This window comes from Clostridium sp. (genome assembly GCF_032576335.1).
Lineage (GTDB): Bacteria > Bacillota > Clostridia > Oscillospirales > Acutalibacteraceae > Faecalispora.
Genome location: NZ_JAWFXC010000013.1, coordinates 59353 through 77500 on the forward strand (window position 1 = coordinate 59353; position 18148 = coordinate 77500).

An 18148-nucleotide genomic window follows, 5' to 3' on the forward strand; every position below is an offset into this window, starting at 1 on the left:
AGCTCTAAATGTGATTGGGGGTGTTCGATTGAAGACAAAAGCCCTGGATGCTTCTCACCTGCTGATCATCCTAACCGCACGGGAAACCCGAGCCTTGGGGCTAATGCAGGGACTAAGCTGGAACAGCCTGCACTGCCGTTTAACAATAGCCCGTATTTTCGCTGCGGCTTGTGCCAGTACCAACTTCACACTAAAAAGAGATCAGGTGGCGATTCGTGCAATGGCAACCGCAGACGGCGAAACCGTGCTGATGTTTACCGCGGTATCCCCAGCGAAAGCAAAGAAAGGAGAACCGCGTAAAATTTACCGGATTAAATGCTCCGGGCCCTATGTGTATGAACTGGAAAACGCCGGAGATCTTCTGGATGTTCTGGAGCACCTATACCGAATTAACACCCTTGGTGGGTGCCAGCTCTTGCGGTATGGGAGCAACTACCGGCTAATCCTATCCCCGTATTTTGCAATGAAAGAAAAAACAGAAGCATTTTTAAAAGAATATGCTCGACTGCGCGGCATTGGGAAAACTGCCGCTGCATTGTGTATGGAACACGGTGAGCTTCTCTCACGCGATGCAGTAAATCAGGTTGGGGGCTGCCTTTAGCAACCGGCAGACTGCAGCTGCCGGATTGCCTGCGCAGGGTCAGTCGCTTTAAACACGCCTGTACCCGCTACGCAAATATCTACGCCCGCCTGGGCACAATCCAATACCGTTTGGGCATTGATCCCTCCGTCTGCTTCAATTAAGACGGAGGGATTTTTCTCTTTTAACTGCCGTGCCTTTAAAAGCGGCTCCGGCATAAAACTCTGCCCACCAAAACCGGGTTCCACCGTCATTAGCAGCACCATGTATAGCTTGTCCAGGTATGGGAAAATCGACTCAGCCGGTGTATTCGGCTTTAACACCATAGCGGGCTTTACGCCATGAGATACAATCTCTGCGATTACTTCTGCAGGGTCATCTGCACATTCCACATGGAACGATATAATATCTGCCCCAGCTTTTGCAAAATCGGCTATGTAGCGTTTGGGGTGCTGTATCATGAGGTGAACATCAAACAGCATTGACGTATGAGGGCGCATGGCGGCAATTACCGGCGCACCAAAGGATATATTTGGCACAAATGCACCGTCCATTACATCCAAATGAACGTAATCGGCTCCGCCATCCGTTATTTTTTTTAGTTCGTCCGCTAAATGGGAAAAATCGGATGCTAACATTGAGGGGGCTACTAACATGGTGAGAACTCCTTCCTGCGCAAGCGCAGCGGCTGTTTTGAGGGCAAATTCGCCCATTGGGAACTGCGGCATCCCATTATTTTCACAAGGGGCGCCGCTTCCCATTTCAATCTGTTCTATTTTACCCCAATTTGCACCCTTTTTCAAGCACAGTGTCATCCCTCAAAACACGTCCAAAAAGAAAATGCCCGCCACAGCCGAAACGACTGAGGCAGGCAATCTATTTGAAGCGGTACTCAATCTCGCCCGCATTCCATACTATGCGCATAATCACACGAACGCCACTGCTTTTTAAGCAGCAGTCGCCAAACGCTGTGCCACTGCCGCTACCACCGGCATCGTAAAAATAGAAAGCAACGTGCTCATTGCCACCATTTTACAGGCAAGGGGCACATCGTTCCCCAGCTTGATTGCAAACAGAACCGAATTCATACCAACCGGTGCCGCCATAAGGAGCACAGTGGTAATGAGCACTCCGGAATCAGGCTGAAGAAGCCACAGCGGCACTAAAAACACCGCCGGAACAACAACAAGGCGCAATACCGTAACCTTTAAGACCTCTCGGTCTGAAAAAATCTCTTTTATCTTTAGCTGTGCCAAATAGGTGCCTACCACAATCATGGCGAGCGGTGTGTTCATCGCACCAACGGAATCCATGGTAGCCATAATCGGCTCCGGCAGCTGTAACGAAAAGGCAAACAAAGGTAGACCCACCGCAAAGCTGATGGTACCGGGGTTGAGCAAAGCGTTTTTCAGCATCTGCCTGCGGTCATCGCCACCGCCGCCCAGCAGAAGGTACCCATGCGTCCAAGTAAGCAGATTAAAAGCCACGAGGCAGGCCGAAGCATACACAACGCCTGCATTGCCCAGAATCGCCTGTGCCAGCGGCAAACCCATAAACCCGCAGTTGGTATACACCACACCGTAACGCAGCATCCCGGCTCGTTTTGGTGATTGTGAGCGAAACAGAAGCTGCATTGCAATGGCAGCAGCAATCATCCCGACCAAAAACAAACCAATAGTTAACAGGATGTTCCCTGTACTTACCGAGCCAGAGTTCCCCTGCAACGCGGTGATGATAAGGCAAGGCCCAACAATGTACAAGAGCAGATTCGTCAGCTGTGCAGCGCCGCGTGAAGTAATGATGCGCTTATAGTAGCAAAGATACCCCAAGCCCATCATTAAAAACATGACGAACACTTTTTCAGCAACAGTGAGAATCGATGCAAGCAAGGTTAGTCCTCCCTGTGGGTATCCGATGATTTTTCCTCGGGTAAAGTTTCTTTTTCTTCCGCCACTTGCGTCTCTTTCGGTTCTACCGACTCAAGCGCTTCCAGTTCGGTATCCTGCGGCATGCTCTGCTCCTCTTTATCGTTCTCAAGCATTGCCTCGGTTCGTTTTTTCTCACGGTAAAAGGCCACACCTACCACAGCCAGAGCTAATGCGGTAACTCCGCGCAGTATCCACCCCATATTCCCGGAGAACATGTGGTAATCTGGGTAAAGAATATTGGTCAGCCACCAGCCGCCTAAAAACAAAAAGTAAATTCCAGCGAAAATAAAAATCTTATTTTCCTGCCGGAGTTTGAAAATCATAATCAACCCTGCCGCAAACCAGATAACGGGGTAAAGATATGCCATCATACCGTATTCTCTCCTGTTCTTTTCACAGAGAATTTCCCGGGTTATTTCGTTACAAGGCGGCAAAAAAGCCTTGCCTGCAAGCCCCTTGCTTTTGAAATAAAAACCCAAAATAATGTTCTAAGTATAAAACCCCCGGCGGGTAATGTCAAGGATTCCCGCATCGGCGCTAATTTTGAAGCACAATTTGCAAACTCTGGATTGCGCTGTTGTTGGGGCAAAGCCGCACGCAAATGGCAAGCATGGAGATACCTAGCTCTCAAACGATAATCTTTTTTTACCGCCAGCAAACAGCAGCTCGCGAGCAAACCTTGCAGCAGGCTTTGCACTGCCTGCATTGCAAAAGCACCGCCCGGCACAAGCAAGCCCACGACTCCAGATAATACGCACAAACCCCAAATTTCCTTTGTCCTCTTGCAGCAAGGACGCTTCCAAAGAAATACGGCCACTGCAATTACCAGCGTTCCTAAGGTTACCACAGTACTCATTTTTATGCCCTCCGAAAACAGCTCATATGTTCGAATGATGCTATTTTACCAAATGTATGTTCGATTTACAAGAGGGTAGAAACTATTTTTTAAATTAGAAAGCAGAGCCACCCCTATGTAAGGAGTGCTCTGCTTTCTAACCTTTGGACTTAAGACCATGTGTTTTACAGCCTCTTTTACAACAAGCTTCCCTTTGATAGGAAAATCGGAGCAAATACCAAAGCAATGATAGACATTAGCTTAATCAGCGTATTCAGGGCAGGGCCGGAGGTATCCTTAAACGGATCTCCTACCGTGTCACCTACTACTGCCGCCTTATGAGCATGGCTGCCTTTACCGCCGTGATTTCCCTGCTCAATATATTTTTTCGCATTATCCCATGCTCCACCGGAGTTTGCCATAAAGATTGCCATCATTACGCCGGTAACTAAGGCACCTGCCAATGTGCCGCCCAACGCTTGCACACCCAACAAAAGCCCTACCGCCACTGGAGTCATAATTGCAATTAAACCCGGGGCAAGCATTTCTTTTAACGCGGCACGCGTAGAAATTGCCACGCATTTTTTATAATCCGGCTTTTGGGTACCGTTCATAATGCCGGGCATGGTGTGAAACTGACGACGCACCTCTTCAATCATCTCAAAAGCGGCCTTGCCAACCGATTCCATGGTAAACGCAGAAAACAGGAACGGCATCATACCACCAATGAGTAAGCCAATCATAACACGGGGCTCTAGAATGCTGATGGAATCAAGCTCAACCGCCTCCGCATACGAAACAAACAGTGAAAGTGCAGTCAGCGCCGCCGAACCAATCGCAAAGCCTTTTCCTACTGCCGCTGTGGTGTTACCCACCGCGTCAAGCTGGTCGGTAATCTCACGCACAGAGGAATCCATCCCGCTCATCTCTGCAATACCGCCTGCGTTATCTGCAATTGGGCCGTAGGCGTCAATTGCGACCGTAATGCCTGTGGTGGAGAGCATCCCCAAAGCGGCAAGAGCAATCCCATACAAACCGCCAACCGAGTAAGACACAAAAATGGCGGCACAAATCGTGAGCAGAGGAATGGTAACGGATGTCATTCCGACTGCAAGACCACTGATGATATTGGTTGCCGAGCCTGTTTCAGACTGGCGTGCAATTTTTTTTACGAACCCAAAATCTGCAGAAGTGTATACTTCCGTTAACATACCAATCAAAACACCTGCCAGAAGACCGGCTACCACTGCAAAGCCGGGCATAAGGCCATCAAACAGCCAGTTGCTGAGCAGGAGAGCGCCAATCATTACGACAATGCTCGCAAAGTGCGTGCCGCTGTCGAGCACACGCTTGGGATTCTTCTGATCACTCATGCGTATTAAAATCATTCCAATGACAGAAGCAAAAATACCAACTGCCGCCAACAATAGCGGGTACAGTGCCCCCTTTTCGCCGAAGACAGCCAAACCCAAAGAAATGGCGGAAACAATGGATACGGAATAGGACTCAAATAAATCGGCACCCATGCCGGCTACGTCACCTACGTTATCGCCCACATTGTCGGCAATGACCGCCGGGTTACGCGGGTCATCCTCCGGAATACCGGCTTCTACCTTTCCTACCAAGTCGGCGCCTACATCTGCCGCTTTGGTGTAAATACCACCGCCCACTCGCGCAAACAGCGCAATGGAGGAAACACCTAAGCTGTAATTAAACAGAATATTGGGGTCGCGTACGAAATAATACAGCATTCCTACGCCCAAAAGGCCAAGGCCCACTACGCTAAGCCCGGTTACAGCACCACCGGAAAACGCAATGCCAAGAGCACGGTGCATTCCGTGCTCTTTTGCCGCATTGGCTGTGCGCACATTTGCGCGGGTAGCGATGTTCATGCCAAAAAAACCTGCCAATATGGAAGAAACCGCTCCCATTAAAAATGCGCCTGACCCCAAAAAGCCAGACACTGCTGACATAAGTGCAAATACCACAACAATGAAGACCGCCAGAATCTTGTATTCTGCCCATAAAAAAGCGTTTGCCCCATCTCGAATTGCCGCAGCAATTTCTCTCATACGCTCCGTGCCTTCCGCTTGTGCGGTTACCTGCCTTGCCAAAATTGCCGCCGAAAGCAGCGCGACCAGCGCAGCCCCAGCTGCTAGGTAATAGTACAAATCCATTCTAATTTTCTCCTCTGTATTCGTTTTTCTTAAATGCGGTTGATACATAATTCATCTGTGCCACGTGCGTTCCCGTAAAGCAAAACCGCATAAAAAAATAAAGATATGTTGCGCAATTATACCATGTTGAAAAGTTGAGAGTCAAGAAACAAGCCATTTTTAAAGTAAATTGTAAAAAACAATTAAGAATTATGCACAAAATTCGATGGACTTCGCGCTTTCTATTCTTTTACGGAAATTAACAAAGCTTGCTTTTATCGGAATGAAACATTTAAATTTAGTAGATAAAGCAAAAAAAGGAACGGCAGAATTTCTGCCGTTCCTTTTTCATTTTTTACATAAGCCGTGGTCAGTCCAGAACATAAATCAGCATATTGCGAACGCCAAAGCTGTTGCACTGGCTCTCTGTATCGTAATACAAATCAACCAGTACACGGCCGCTGCGCATTGCACCGCCGGTGTCGGCTGCCTCGGCATAACCGTATACTACCTTACCATTGGGCGAGGTGATATACAATTTTGTTCCATAAGGAATCACTTTCGGGTCAACCGCTACATAGCCAACCTGAGCCAGCTTGCCAGTTGAGGTACGACCGCCGTTTGAGGTATACGCCGTCGCCTTGCCCTTAATTACCTTGCGAAAAGATACCTGCTTGCCGTTGCTGTCTGTAAAGGTGGGAGTAGCAGAGACTGCTTCCTCTTCCTCAGCCGGGGAAACCAGCTTTACTTCGGCAACCGGTTGTTTCACAATAGCGCTGCTTACGGTTTCGGAGTCTTCCACCGAACCATCCACAAGCTTCTCGCGAACAACTACTTCACGCTGGCCTTGTTCACCAACTGTTGTTACACGGAAAGCACCCGGAGAAACCGTATCGCTCTCTTTTTCAACAGTGGTAAAGGGAATATCTTCTGTTTTCTTTACTTCACGGTAAGTCACTCTCTTAACAGCCACTACAAGGCCATCTCCCACCGATGTATCGAGGGAGGGGGTAACGATGTCGTCTTTTCCCAAAGTGATGCCGCTCTCTTTTAAAGCCTGCTGCACGGTTCCTTCTGAGACCGTGGGGCTGCGGAAGCCACCATCAAACAATACGTGAATTCCATATTGCTTCGTAAGCTTTACCTGCGCTCCCGAAGACAGCTCCTGGTCGAGCGGTACATTCAGCTTATCTTTTCCGCTTACCTGTACGCCAGCCTTTTGGAGTGCCTGAGCTGCGGTTTCGTTCGTGTACATAATCACAGGAGTTGTTTTGCCTTTAGCCGATACGTTTACCTCGTATCCTCTGCGAATATGAATGAAGATTCCATGCTCGTCATTTCTAGTTACCACATCGTGGGGGCCTACCTCAACTTGGGCCTGTGCCAAAATGTCTTCGGTTTTGGAAGACAGCACCTGAATGGTATACGTGTTATTATCGTCCACGATGGTTGCGGCAATGGTTGTTGCAACCGCTGTTACGACTGAACTCAGAAAAATAATCATCGTTAACGCGAACGCTACGAATTTTTTAGCCGGAAAATGTAGTTCCAACTGCATTGTCTCCTTTCTTCTTCCCCAACTGCTCTGAAAATGAAAAAGCCGCAAAGAAGCTTTGCGTCGTTGAGGTAAGGAATTCGGATTTCGTCGATGGCGATATTATATCTGCACAATATGAACGCTGTCAAATTCATTTGCATTGTATTTTTGTACGGTTTGCACAATTGAAAAACACTATAATTCTTTTTCGAATATTATAAACGCCTCTTTTCTTCGATTTTCTTTTTTTTCATCGGGAAAAACTCCCCCCCTTTCTGTGCAAACTGTAAGAAAATGAACGGTTACAAACTTGTTACAATCATTACAAGGCTGTTTTTCTTTGTAAAATAAGAGATTATTTCGGCATAAAGTCATGAGGATTAACGTAACGCCTACTTAAAAAATTCAGCTATAGCTACATTTTTAACGGTTTTTTAATTTCCGACATTGGAATTTCATAACCTGTAAGAAATTGTCTTTTCCTCGCGAAAAATAAGTTTAAAAAATAACAGATGTAAACTGAGTGATTACCGATTTTCATACCGCAAAACACCATTTTTAGAGGAGACTGACTGTCTAACATTTTCATAAAAAGCAAGAATATAACTGCATGTATTTGTATTTATTTACCTGTTAAAAAATGTAATATCAATAAGTAAGGAATGATAAAGTCGAATTATTTCACTTACTTTAATCCTATTTTGAAACAATTTTTACCTATATAATCATTCCCAATTATTAGAGAAAAAATTTCACATATTTCTTTTGGACTTTTTTTGGGAATAGGCTTATAACATCAAAAAATGAGCTTAAACAAAATCGTTTTAAAATGCTTGAAAAGTTAATTTTGAAACCGTATTTCCTTTTCATTATATATAAGGAATTTGTGTGTATCCTTTGAGCTGCGAAAACTAATGCGCTGTGGTTTAAAAATGTGAAAGAAATTCAGGTAAATCCCTATCTTTATCGCTCTTTTTATAACGCACAAAGTGCATGTATTTTCCCCTATATATAATGAAAAGGGAAATGATGCAAAAAACCGCGCTTTTCAGTGTGAAAAACGCGGTAAAATAGCACCTATTATTTGTTTGTTTTTAATCCATTCTTTTATAATAATCGTATTTCGCTTTTACAACCGATTCCATATCAAAATCGGTTATAATTGCTTCTTTCGTTAATATCTTTTTTTGAATTAGTATTTCTTTTTTATCTGCGGGGAGCATTGCGACATACAACCTGCCATTATACAAATAGTGATAAAAAATCACTTTGCCTTGCCGATATAGATCCAATAAGATATTTGCCATCTCATAAATCATCACCTTTGAGAAAGCAATCTCATTTTTTAAATTATACTCCAGAGCATATTCCTTAAACACACCGGTCTTATCGTGCTCTGCAATTTTTTCATCAAAATACTTGGTGAACTTCTTCCAGTACTGATCAATAATATCATCCAGAACACGGTGCGTTATTTTTGTTTGTACAATTTCTTCTAAGCTAATGTGCTCATCCGCAAAGGCGGTTAACGCCTCATTATATTGGTCTCCGGTTGTAATTACCGACACATTTCTTTTGTTGGCACGAATTACATTGAGTAGCGGGGTCATGTCTTTGTCGTTCGACATAATGAAAAATTCGTCTATATTGTGGTTGGAATAGATGGAACCGAGCACATCTATTGTAATCTTCAGGTCTGCATAGTTTTTACCCTGGTTTGCTGTATGAATGGTTTCAACCCCATAGGATTGCAGCAGTGACTGATGATAGGACTCATGTAAGTCGTTATTATCAAAGTTACAATAGACCGCTATGTTGACTACACGCTTGCCATGTAGTCGGCACCATTCCCTCAGCTTCTCGAAAAAAGCCAAACGCAGCATATTTTGATTTTGCTCCAGCAAGCACTTATAAACGTTTTCGTAGTCGATAAAAACCGCAACGTTTACTGGCTGCTGTTTATTCATTGCATCCATCGTTTTCACCTCTTCTTGAGCGTAACACATCTTTTTTGCTTTTACAATAAAATTTTACTATCATATAATCTACTAACAGTATAGCCCAAGCCCTTTCTAATTATTGCTAGAAAGGGCTTGGGCACTCTGGTATCTTTTAAAATACAAGCTCACAGCGCATAAGTCTACGCTCAATTTCTTCTATAATCTGCTTTTCCTCTTCCTCACCATTTGCAACAAACGTAACCGAAATACGTATGTAATGTCCCACATCATCCCACGGAACTGTAGAGATGCATGCGTTGCGCAGCAGAAAATCCGAAAACTCATCTGCACTCGTAAAGGTGCGGCCATCCCGTGTCCCTTTAGGTATCTCCATATATTCATAAAAGGAGGCTTTAGGCGAGGATGCCATGAAACCAACTCTACGCAAAGCAGCGGAAAGCAGCTCATGCCGCCTGCGGTATTTTTCACTTGTGGCCTCTGTAATCTCTGGGTGGCGAAGCGCATAGGCGCCTGCATGCTGTATGGGGATGAACTGACCGGAGTCGTTATTATCCTTTACCGCTGCAATTGCTTTTACAATTTTTTCGTTGCCCGCTACAAAGCCCAAACGCCAGCCGGTCATATTATACGATTTACTCAACGAGTGAACCTCAATTCCAACCTCCATTGCGCCCTCTATGGACAAAAAGCTGAGCGGACGCTCCCCAAAAGTAAGCGCTCCATAAGCGGCATCCTGAATTACAATTATCTTATTTTTCTTTGCAAATGCAATTACTTCCTGAAAAAACTCTTTTGTTGCCGCCGCACCGGTAGGGTTATTGGGGTAATTGAGGTAGAGAAGCTTTGCTTTCTGCAGCACAGCCTGCGGAATCGCCTGTAAATCTGGCAGAAAATGATTTTCTCTCAGCAGCGGCAGCGGATACACCGCTCCCCCCAGCCACTTTGTTTTGGTTCCTAGTATGGGGTACCCCGGTACCGTCATGAGTGTAATATCGCCTGGATTTATAAACGCCTGCGGTATCATTGCCAAAGCAGCCTTAGAGCCCATGGAGTGAAGAACCTGTGTTTGCGGGTTTAGTCCGCTCACTCCAAATATATTCTCCATGTACTCTGCAGCAGCTTGCTGAAAAAGCAGAATACCATTATCCGCGTATCCGCGGTTCTTCCACACCTTTGCCTGCTCATAAAGAACATCGATTACACCGGCGTCTGGCATCGCATCCGGCTCCCCCACGCCCAAATCAATCATTGGGGTTTCCGGGTGCTCCCGCTCCATCTCTCGCCTTGTTTTTTTTATTTTCTCAAACTTATATAATTCCACCTGCTTGCCAAATGATGAACCACCTATGCGATCTGCAAACAGCTCCTGAAGATATTCCACTACACCCCATCCTTTCTAGCTTTCGTTCTTATTGCTTAGTATAACAGGATGTAGTATGATATGTAAAACTGATATAACCGATAATTATCATTCATTTTTTCGATATTTGTAATTTTATTTTATCATTAGTTAGAAAGGGCGGCACCGTATGAATACCGATATGTTACAAACTTTTTTGCTACTTGCTGAGCTTAAAAATTATACCCATACCGCGAACCAATTGTTTGTGGCACAATCCACCGTAACAAACCGCATCCAGGAGTTGGAGGCTGAGCTCGGGAATCCTCTTTTTATTCGCAACCGAAAGCAGCTTCGGTTAACTGAGCAGGGTGAGCGCTTTCTTTCTTATGCAAGGCGTATTGTAGAGCTTACGCAGAGCGCCGCTGAAGAGCTTGACAGCATGTCTCACTACCAAGCTTCTCTGCGGATTGGTTCGACCAATACCATTTACGACTGCCACCTTGCACCAAAGCTCGTCGACTACTCACTTAACCACCCAAACACAAAGCTGAATATTGTAATTGGGCACTCCCATTCGTTGATTCAAATGCTTCAGGATCACACTTTAGACATTGCCTTTACTTATGTGCCCTATACCAAACGTAACATCTCCTGCTCCTTATTCACCACAGACGAGCTGTTATTGGTTACCGCTCCGCAAAATAAGGAATACCGGCAAGGTATTCTACAAAAGGAGCTTACCGGTATTCCTTATTTATATTGTGATTTTCCCTTTCAGGAGGTTGGCAGCTATATTCGCGACCTATTCCCAGCAGGGCATGCGTTTCCATTGGAGATAGACCGCAGTGCCAATCTTCTGCCGTTTCTATCCAGCGGCAGAGGATATTCTTTTCTACCTGACAGTATGGTAAGAGACTCTATTAACCAAGGGGCGCTCCGCAACATCCCTCTGCTCGATTTTTCCATTCCCCGGGTAAACTGTTATCTGCTTTCACGGGGAGAGGCAGAGAGCGAAGTATTGCTAAAGGCAATGCAAACCGATTCTGTATAAAAGAAAGTTGCGATTCAATCGCCATCTTCTTCATTTAGTTTCTTTTCCATTCTTTTTTGCCCTTTGTTATTCAACCAATATAGTACTGCAATGATCAAGGAAATAAAGATTACCGCAGACAAAGATGTAATTAAAATCGTAGCAATAAAATACCCGTCAAAAATACCGGTGTATTTATCCCCGTAAAGAGTGTAATTCTTCACTCCAGTGATACCGCCGATGATAAGGCTTAAAACCACAATAGCGAATACCGTTAGACGCTTTCCGGTCTTTGTTGTGCTTACAAAGCTATTTCCAAGCATCATTCCTCGAACGGAGATGTAAAGCGTGGATATTAGAATGATGCCAAGCTCGACAACATACTGAGAAAAAGCGAAATTTAACACGTAAGATTTTACAATAACGGAAGCTGTCGCTAGAAATAGTACAAGCAGATACGCTTCGCTTTGAATCTTATTATTTAATTGAATCACACGCTCATCTTTTATATTCATCATGATTCCTCCCAAAAGATATCGTTTAAGGTTGTATTAAGAGCTTTGCAGATTGCCGTGCAAAGCTTTAATGTAGGATTGTAGTTCCCAGATTCGATTAACCCAATTGTTTGCCGCGTAACACCAACCATATTTGCTAAATCCTCTTGGCTCATCTCCAGTTCCATTCTAGCCATTCTCATTTTCTTATTCTTCAAGGAAATCCTCCTCTCTGAGCTTTATTATATAATATAGATTGCATAATGTCAATTATATATTGCATTCATATTTTTTCGAATTGTAAATCATTTTATATAATAAAAACCCCCGAAGCCAAAAGCCTCGGGGGTTTCGTATATTCCAATTGGAATAAAATTATCTCTTGGAGAACTGCGGTGCGCGGCGAGCCGCTTTCAAACCGTACTTCTTACGTTCCTTCATTCTCGGGTCACGAGTCAGGAAGCCTGCCTTCTTCAAGGTAGAGCGCAAGTTCTCAGTGTCGTACTGCAACAGAGCTCTGGCAATACCATGGCGAATCGCACCAGCCTGGCCGGTAACACCGCCTCCAGCAACGCGGCAAACCACGTCGAACTTGTCGGCAACATTGGTCAGCTCAAGAGGCTGACGAACGATTAGCTTGAGGGTCTCCAGACCAAAATAATCGTCAATGGTTCTATCATTGATGGTAACCTTGCCGGTTCCCTGATAAATTCTGACGCGGGCTACAGAGCTTTTTCTTCTTCCAGTTCCGTAAAAATATGGAGCCTTATCGTACATACTTATCCCCCTCCCTTAAAGTGCCCACTCGGCGGGCTTCTGTGCGCTGTGCATATGCTCAGCACCGGCGTATACACGCAGTCTGGTAAGTGCCTCACGGCCGATGGTGGTTGACGGAATCATGCCCTTAACAGCAAGCTCCATTGCCTTTTCAGGCTTCTCACGCATCAAGGTGTCGTAACGAACCTCTTTCAGGTTACCAATGTAGCCTGTGTGGTGGTAGTAGTACTTCTTCTGAAGCTTAGAGCCAGTGAGAACTGCCTTTGCGCAGTTAATGATTACAACATGATCTCCGCAATCCACGTGGGGAGCGAAGGTGGGCTTGTGTTTGCCACGCAGCAAAACAGCAGCCTGTACCGCAACACGGCCAAGCGGCTTACCGGCAGCATCAATCACATACCACTTGCGGTCAACCTGACCCGCTTTGGGCATATAAGTAGACATGAGCGTTTTCCTCCTAAATAATCGTCTGTTTATTCCTCGCAAACCCAACAGGGTTTTTTCCTAAAAGAACAGCTTCTCTACGGAAGCGATGGAACTGCATTTCTGATATTACCACAACCGGCGGCAGCTTGTCAATGGTAAATGCCCAATTTTTTAATCTATTTTGTATTCCCTCTTATTTTCGCCTGTTTTTACTGCTTTACTCCCTGTATCTATTCCTTCATTTCATTTTTTACCAACTTAAAACATCATGATAAAAGTTGCCAGGTCATGGATGCTATCTCATAAATTTTGCCGCTTGCTCTTTCATTGGAATTTATCTGTTGGTTATTCAATGATAAGCTCTACGTATTTACCAATTTCTTTGTTATATACGTGTTTTCCGATTAAAGAACGTAGATTTTTAATATCCTTTAAATCAGGACTTGCAAATTCTTGGTAACACGTTTGTGATTCAGCAGTATTTAATTCTTTGTAAAAATCTGAAATATGGCAAAAGAATTTATCGAGTATATCTTCTAAAGGGTATTGTGATATCGTGCTCGCATTCGTACCTTCATCGAATTCTGGCTCTTGGATAAATGATAATGAGGTTACATATAGGCTCTCACCATCATCTTGTACTTCGTAGATTCCATTTTCAATCTTTGAATAGATAGCACTGTCATATTTGTTCGCTGAGTAATTCTCAATTTGTTTCATAGCTCGTATCCTTTGTATTTTAGTTTTGTGAAAGAAAATGAACTTAAAAAAGTACTGTATATTTAACTTTTAATATACAGTACTTTCTAATTTTTATATTCATGAATGTAACAAATAGGAGGTTTTCATTTAATTTCCGTCATCTTGAATTTGCTGTGGAAAAACCACGCTGTCAAGCTTCCACTCTTCCCCTTGCTTTTTCAGGCGCAGACTCTTTTTTATCGGTGAGGCACCCTGCGTCTGCATTGTCATTTCCACTGTTATTTCATCCACGGTTTGCCGCATAATCACAGAAGTGTCTACCATATAATCCATTGCCTCGGGTGAAAGTACAGCTTGATCTTCGGCATAGTAAAGCACACCATCTATTTCCTTTAAAATAGGATCTGCACCCTTAAATAGCTCTGAGCAGTATTCTTCCGCAGCATCCTTCGTGTAAATGGACTGCATTACTGTGCGTATTTTTTCGCTGGAGTTATACTCGCCGCTGGTAACCGGCCTCATCCCCTGCAGCGTCGTTTTGCTAGCTTGCCCGGTAGCAGAATCTGTGGCGGAATCTTCGGTTCGCGCATCGGTAGAGAAATACGTTGCACTCCTCTGGGTAGCCCCAGTTAAATCTTCTTCTGTAATTCGTGTTTGTACCTGTTTTGCCTGATCAAGAAGCTGCTGAAAAACCTCCTTCACTTCCTCTGAAGTCAGTGGCTGCTTTTGAACAAAGCTTTGTACCTCAAGCACATTGGCATCTTGAGCCTGTGCTACAGCGCTCCCTTTTTCTAATGATTGGGTACAGCCCCACGTGAAAATCAAAGCCATCAGGCAGAGCGCAATTCCAGATACTCTGTTCATGAGCTCATCCTTTCCTATAAAATCCTAAAATGGATATAATTTGCAGTATTAGCATTTTACACTAAAAATGAATGAAATTCAAGAAACGTTTTTGTAACCCGTATTGTCAACTTGCCAAAAAAATTATTGTTGACAATGCAAAATGCTTTCGGTATAATACAAGCTATGAGGAGGGTTATGAAAATGAAGACAAAAAATTTAGCGCTAACAGCAATGTTTACAGCGCTTACAATGGTATTGGGGCCACTGGTTATTGTATTGCCTTTTACTCCAATACCAATTACATTGGCGCTTATTCCTATCTACTTATGTGGTGCACTGCTACCAAAGAAAAACGCGTTCAGCGCACTGATTGTTTACTTAATGCTTGGTTCAGCAGGTTTACCTGTATTCAGCCAGTTTAAAGGTGGTCTTGGCGTTCTTTTCGGGCCAACCGGTGGTTTTTTGCTTGCTTACCCTATCATGGCTTTTGTGATTGCATTGCTTTTGGAAAAGCTGCCGCAGAACCGCCTTTATTCGCTTGTAATTGCCTTTATAGCAGGTCTTATCATATGCTATACTGCTGGGTTTCTTATGTTTATGGCTGTGGCGCATGCAGATCTGGCAAAAGCACTTACTTTAACTGTTATTCCCTTTATTCCGCTTGATTTAGCAAAGATTGTATTTGCTGCCATTTCAGCACTCGCTTTAAAAAAAGCTCTGTTCCACGCAAAATTGCTACCAATTACTTGATTCAATTGCCGATAGAATCAAGATACCAAAAAGCCGCTTCAAATCGAAGCGGCTTTTTTACTATCAGTTTAAACTCGTACAAAAAAACAACCACCCTATTGGGTGGCTGCTTTTATAGTGTTGGCATTATCCTATTGTCCCGGGCCGTTACCAGCCAAGTATCTTCGGCACTGATGAGCTTAACTTCTGTGTTCGGAATGGGAACAGGTGGACCCTCACCGTCATCAACACCAACTGTCTATTTACTTTCGCGCCGTCGCTCTTGACGACTTAGATATAATAACATAGCCTCAGACAAATTGCAAGCCTTTTTTCAAAAATAATTTAAAAAAGTTTTCGAGATGGTTTTGTTTCTCTTTTTTCCAGCAAAAACCGCCCTCTACCCCACTTTTCATGGCGTAATTTCGGTTGTTTTCTAACGCATCCGCTTTATTTATGAGTTTTTTTAATGTTTTGATACCTCAACTTTAATTTTTTATACTTTTACTCACATGCTTTTTTCCATTAAAATAATATCTATTACGAAAGGGGCTGTACCGGAAAGTACAGCCCCTTGCAAATCAAGTACGTTTACCGCATTTCTGGTGCTTCTAATATATTATGGCAAGCGACATATACCCCTAACGTTACAAGGATACTCCCAACCGCGAAGCCTAATCCGGCAAAATACCAAGGAAGATCTAATAGAATCAGCGCAATCCATGCGATGATACCACCCGGTATTGCTAACACAACCAAACAGATTAACTGTAAAAACGCAAGCAGTCCCTTTACCGCTGGTTGTCCAAATAAGCGGAAGAATAAAATACTCGTTGCAGTAAACAGCCACGCAAAGCTTGTATACATGATAATGCCGCAGAGAATGATGATGGGGTTCACCTGAAGATATATCCCCAGGATGGTAAATGTAATGGCAGAATCAAACAGAGGTTTTATCAACGTAGTGGCACTCGCCCACACCAAACGGGAAAGTGAAGAGGACGGAATCAAATAAATATAGGGCTTTTTAAGCTCGTTGACCCAATCCGCAGATATTTGAAAGAAATAGAGCAGATAAATTTCTGTGGATAAAATGGTGGCGAATATCGTTTCCGTATCCCTGAGCTCTCCATCTCCCCGAGCTGTACGCCCTATAAAGATGGCCATTCCCATTGCGATTAATAAGATTACCAAAGTGGATGTTGTTAAGAAGCCTAATCGATTTCTGCGCTGCATTTCGCACAGATGCTTATAAAATAAGGTACTGGAGCCCCAACCGCCACGAAAACTACCTTTCTTAATAGCTCCACGATTTCGAACCACAGAAAGCCCAATATTATCATTCTCTTTTTTAGCCTGCTGCATTGTATAAACTTTTTCTGTGCTTTGCAGTACATCCTCATAGTAATCGGGGTTTCCCTTTACCAGAATAATTACACTCGCAACAGCCAGCACCACTAGCAACGCAGTGTATAGCACAGCTTGGCCTCCATCGCCTAGAATCAAACCAAAAATAGCCCCGCGAAACCAGCCCACAACTGGAAATCCATTTAACAATGGAGATGCTGCTGCCTGTAACGCGGCATGATACGCATCCTGCGATAAAAATGCAATTACTGCAATATAAATAGCTGGCAACGCTGTTACAACATAAATAACATAGCTAAGTATTTTGCGGCGAGCAGGACTGCCATTAATAACATTATATAAAAGCATTGATAAAATTTGAGAAAGAACCAAAAGAACTGCCAAGCCTACAATCATGAGGAAGACCTGCCCTGGAGTCAGGGCAAATAGATTCATGAGCATCGGTGAATACAGCATAAGAAGAACAATCATGAGCAGAAGGGAGCCCATTTGCTTTACTAGCCCATAAGCCAAAATTAAATTAGGACGAAGGGGTGAAACAAAAAGAAGATTTACATCCGGCATATTAAAAAAAGTGGAACCTGATTTTAACCCAGAAATTAAAATCATCACCATAAGCCCCAATAACACAAAGAAATAAATGCCCTGTATCATTTGAGAGTCTGTAATGGTTGTAGTTACCGCAGAATCGTTTTTGAAAAACACAGACATTCCAATTAAGGCAATCACTAATAGATATGAAAGCAGCTTTAACGGATGGCGCAGTAGATTTTTGAGCGAATTCTTTGCCTGGGTAACCATTAGGTAGCTTATTGACTTCATTCGGAGACACCTCCGGCCGTCTTTTCTGTAATCGAAAAGAAAAGCTGCTCCAAACTCTCTCCGCTCTGTTCGATTTCAGTACGAGTGCGGATCGCCATAACCTTACCGGACTTCATAATCAATGCTTTATCCCAAAATTCGTCAACACTGTCGAGCATGTGAGTACTTACGAGGATAGAGCAGCCTTCTGCCCGCAGTTCCATTAAAATGGATTTCAACTCTTTAATCGCATGGGGATCGAGCCCAACCAGCGGCTCATCAAGCATAACGACCTTTGGCTGCGGTAAAAGTGCACAGCATAGGCTTACCTTTTGCTGCATCCCCTTAGAGAGCTCTTGGCCCAGCTTGTCCTTTTTATCATCCAGCTCCATTCGCTCGAGCATTGCCTCTGCACGCTCACGCCAGTCTTGCAGCTGATACGCACGAGAGATAAACTCCATATGCTCCCACACCGTTAAAAGAGGAAATAGAGCCGGCAGCTCCGGTACATACCCGAATACGCGACGCGCCTCTTCTTTTTTATTTGGAATTCCACAAACTTGAATGGTTCCGTGAAAACGCAATAAGCCCGCAATACATTTAATTGTAGTAGACTTTCCCGCGCCATTGGGCCCC

Annotated in this window: 19 protein-coding genes and 1 rRNA gene (1 of these 20 cut by a window edge); 3 read left to right on the plus strand and 17 right to left on the minus strand. The window is 44.0% G+C overall.

Features of this window, described 5'->3' with window-relative positions; genetic code table 11:
• The first annotated feature begins 28 nt into the window (after nt 1-28).
• Nucleotides 29-601 (plus strand): hypothetical protein, encoded by a 573-nt coding sequence (locus E7L17_RS12710; RefSeq protein WP_085832770.1) that lies wholly within the window; start codon nt 29-31, stop codon nt 599-601.
• On the opposite strand, the gene rpe is transcribed toward E7L17_RS12710, so the two are convergent.
• The 8 genes from rpe to E7L17_RS12750 all read right to left on the minus strand — a co-directional run bounded on the left by rpe (nt 598) and on the right by E7L17_RS12750 (nt 10378).
• On the minus strand, nt 598-1383 hold the full coding sequence (gene rpe, locus E7L17_RS12715; RefSeq protein WP_316323516.1) for a ribulose-phosphate 3-epimerase: 786 nt from the start codon (nt 1381-1383) through the stop codon (nt 598-600). The two genes, E7L17_RS12710 and rpe, sit on opposite strands and share 4 nt — an antisense overlap.
• Before the next feature lie 144 nt (nt 1384-1527).
• The gene (locus E7L17_RS12720; protein ID WP_316323517.1) at nt 1528-2469 is read right to left on the minus strand and encodes an AEC family transporter; all 942 of its coding nucleotides are present in this window, start codon (nt 2467-2469) and stop codon (nt 1528-1530) included.
• A gap of 2 nt (nt 2470-2471) precedes the next feature.
• The gene (locus E7L17_RS12725) at nt 2472-2879 is read right to left on the minus strand and encodes a hypothetical protein (RefSeq protein ID WP_316323518.1); all 408 of its coding nucleotides are present in this window, start codon (nt 2877-2879) and stop codon (nt 2472-2474) included.
• 41 nt (nt 2880-2920) lie between these two features.
• Nucleotides 2921-3364 carry a hypothetical protein gene (locus E7L17_RS12730; protein ID WP_316323519.1) on the minus strand — a complete coding sequence of 148 codons (444 nt, stop codon included), beginning with the start codon at nt 3362-3364 and terminating at the stop codon, nt 2921-2923.
• A 176-nt stretch (nt 3365-3540) separates the two neighbouring features.
• Entirely contained in the window at nt 3541-5520 is a 1980-nt protein-coding gene (locus E7L17_RS12735; protein WP_316323520.1) for a sodium-translocating pyrophosphatase, read from the minus strand.
• A gap of 349 nt (nt 5521-5869) precedes the next feature.
• Nucleotides 5870-7051, minus strand: a complete 1182-nt coding sequence (locus tag E7L17_RS12740; RefSeq protein WP_316323521.1) for a ubiquitin-like domain-containing protein — start codon at nt 7049-7051, stop codon at nt 5870-5872.
• Between the two features lie 1079 nt (nt 7052-8130).
• Nucleotides 8131-9012 (minus strand): NYN domain-containing protein, encoded by an 882-nt coding sequence (locus tag E7L17_RS12745; protein ID WP_316323522.1) that lies wholly within the window; start codon nt 9010-9012, stop codon nt 8131-8133.
• A gap of 136 nt (nt 9013-9148) precedes the next feature.
• The gene (locus E7L17_RS12750) at nt 9149-10378 is read right to left on the minus strand and encodes an LL-diaminopimelate aminotransferase (protein WP_316323523.1); all 1230 of its coding nucleotides are present in this window, start codon (nt 10376-10378) and stop codon (nt 9149-9151) included.
• A gap of 148 nt (nt 10379-10526) precedes the next feature.
• Between E7L17_RS12750 and E7L17_RS12755 the strand changes: the two genes are divergently transcribed.
• Nucleotides 10527-11390, plus strand: coding sequence for a LysR family transcriptional regulator (locus tag E7L17_RS12755; protein WP_316323524.1), 864 nt, complete (start codon nt 10527-10529; stop codon nt 11388-11390).
• 14 nt (nt 11391-11404) lie between these two features.
• Here E7L17_RS12755 and E7L17_RS12760 read toward each other — a convergent pair whose 3' ends face one another.
• From E7L17_RS12760 to E7L17_RS12785, 6 genes are all read right to left on the minus strand, one after another.
• On the minus strand, nt 11405-11887 hold the full coding sequence (locus E7L17_RS12760) for a DUF6773 family protein (RefSeq protein ID WP_316323525.1): 483 nt from the start codon (nt 11885-11887) through the stop codon (nt 11405-11407).
• Nucleotides 11884-12081 carry a helix-turn-helix transcriptional regulator gene (locus tag E7L17_RS12765; protein ID WP_316323526.1) on the minus strand — a complete coding sequence of 66 codons (198 nt, stop codon included), beginning with the start codon at nt 12079-12081 and terminating at the stop codon, nt 11884-11886. Before E7L17_RS12765 ends, E7L17_RS12760 begins: the two co-directional genes overlap by 4 nt.
• Nucleotides 12082-12238: 157 nt before the next feature.
• Nucleotides 12239-12640: a 30S ribosomal protein S9 gene (rpsI, locus tag E7L17_RS12770; protein ID WP_316323527.1), complete on the minus strand. Its 402-nt coding sequence runs from the start codon at nt 12638-12640 to the stop codon at nt 12239-12241.
• 15 nt (nt 12641-12655) lie between these two features.
• On the minus strand, nt 12656-13084 hold the full coding sequence (gene rplM / locus E7L17_RS12775) for a 50S ribosomal protein L13 (RefSeq protein ID WP_085832788.1): 429 nt from the start codon (nt 13082-13084) through the stop codon (nt 12656-12658).
• Nucleotides 13085-13411: 327 nt separating this feature from the next.
• Nucleotides 13412-13786, minus strand: coding sequence for a hypothetical protein (locus E7L17_RS12780; protein WP_316323528.1), 375 nt, complete (start codon nt 13784-13786; stop codon nt 13412-13414).
• A 129-nt stretch (nt 13787-13915) separates the two neighbouring features.
• Entirely contained in the window at nt 13916-14632 is a 717-nt protein-coding gene (locus E7L17_RS12785; RefSeq protein ID WP_316323529.1) for a hypothetical protein, read from the minus strand.
• 183 nt (nt 14633-14815) lie between these two features.
• Here E7L17_RS12785 and E7L17_RS12790 point away from each other — a divergent pair, with 183 nt between their 5' ends.
• Nucleotides 14816-15364 (plus strand): biotin transporter BioY, encoded by a 549-nt coding sequence (locus E7L17_RS12790; RefSeq protein ID WP_316323530.1) that lies wholly within the window; start codon nt 14816-14818, stop codon nt 15362-15364.
• A gap of 118 nt (nt 15365-15482) precedes the next feature.
• On the opposite strand, the gene rrf is transcribed toward E7L17_RS12790, so the two are convergent.
• The 3 genes from rrf to E7L17_RS12805 form a co-directional block, all read right to left on the minus strand.
• Nucleotides 15483-15599, minus strand: a 5S ribosomal RNA gene (gene rrf / locus E7L17_RS12795).
• 335 nt (nt 15600-15934) lie between these two features.
• Nucleotides 15935-17533 (minus strand): putative ABC exporter domain-containing protein, encoded by a 1599-nt coding sequence (locus E7L17_RS12800; RefSeq protein WP_316323531.1) that lies wholly within the window; start codon nt 17531-17533, stop codon nt 15935-15937.
• A protein-coding gene (locus tag E7L17_RS12805) for an ABC transporter ATP-binding protein (protein WP_316323532.1) crosses the window boundary here: on the minus strand, nt 17530-18148 show its 3' portion. 98 nt of this gene lie beyond the right edge of the window; only the last 619 of its 717 coding nucleotides appear in the window; its start codon lies beyond the right edge, outside the window; the stop codon is at nt 17530-17532. Before E7L17_RS12805 ends, E7L17_RS12800 begins: the two co-directional genes overlap by 4 nt.

Excerpts from the sequence above, each read along its gene's own strand:
- E7L17_RS12725 (WP_316323518.1), bottom strand. The coding sequence starts at position 2,879 with ATGATGGCATATCTTTACCCCGTTATCTGGTTTGCGGCAGGGTTGATT.
- E7L17_RS12730 (WP_316323519.1), bottom strand. The coding sequence starts at position 3,364 with ATGAGTACTGTGGTAACCTTAGGAACGCTGGTAATTGCAGTGGCCGTA.
- E7L17_RS12735 (WP_316323520.1), bottom strand. The coding sequence starts at position 5,520 with ATGGATTTGTACTATTACCTAGCAGCTGGGGCTGCGCTGGTCGCGCTG.
- E7L17_RS12745 (WP_316323522.1), bottom strand. The coding sequence starts at position 9,012 with ATGGATGCAATGAATAAACAGCAGCCAGTAAACGTTGCGGTTTTTATC.
- E7L17_RS12755 (WP_316323524.1), top strand. The coding sequence starts at position 10,527 with ATGAATACCGATATGTTACAAACTTTTTTGCTACTTGCTGAGCTTAAA.
- E7L17_RS12760 (WP_316323525.1), bottom strand. The coding sequence starts at position 11,887 with ATGATGAATATAAAAGATGAGCGTGTGATTCAATTAAATAATAAGATT.
- rpsI (WP_316323527.1), bottom strand. The coding sequence starts at position 12,640 with ATGTACGATAAGGCTCCATATTTTTACGGAACTGGAAGAAGAAAAAGC.
- rplM (WP_085832788.1), bottom strand. The coding sequence starts at position 13,084 with ATGTCTACTTATATGCCCAAAGCGGGTCAGGTTGACCGCAAGTGGTAT.
- E7L17_RS12780 (WP_316323528.1), bottom strand. The coding sequence starts at position 13,786 with ATGAAACAAATTGAGAATTACTCAGCGAACAAATATGACAGTGCTATC.
- E7L17_RS12785 (WP_316323529.1), bottom strand. The coding sequence starts at position 14,632 with ATGAACAGAGTATCTGGAATTGCGCTCTGCCTGATGGCTTTGATTTTC.
- E7L17_RS12790 (WP_316323530.1), top strand. The coding sequence starts at position 14,816 with ATGAAGACAAAAAATTTAGCGCTAACAGCAATGTTTACAGCGCTTACA.
- E7L17_RS12800 (WP_316323531.1), bottom strand. The coding sequence starts at position 17,533 with ATGAAGTCAATAAGCTACCTAATGGTTACCCAGGCAAAGAATTCGCTC.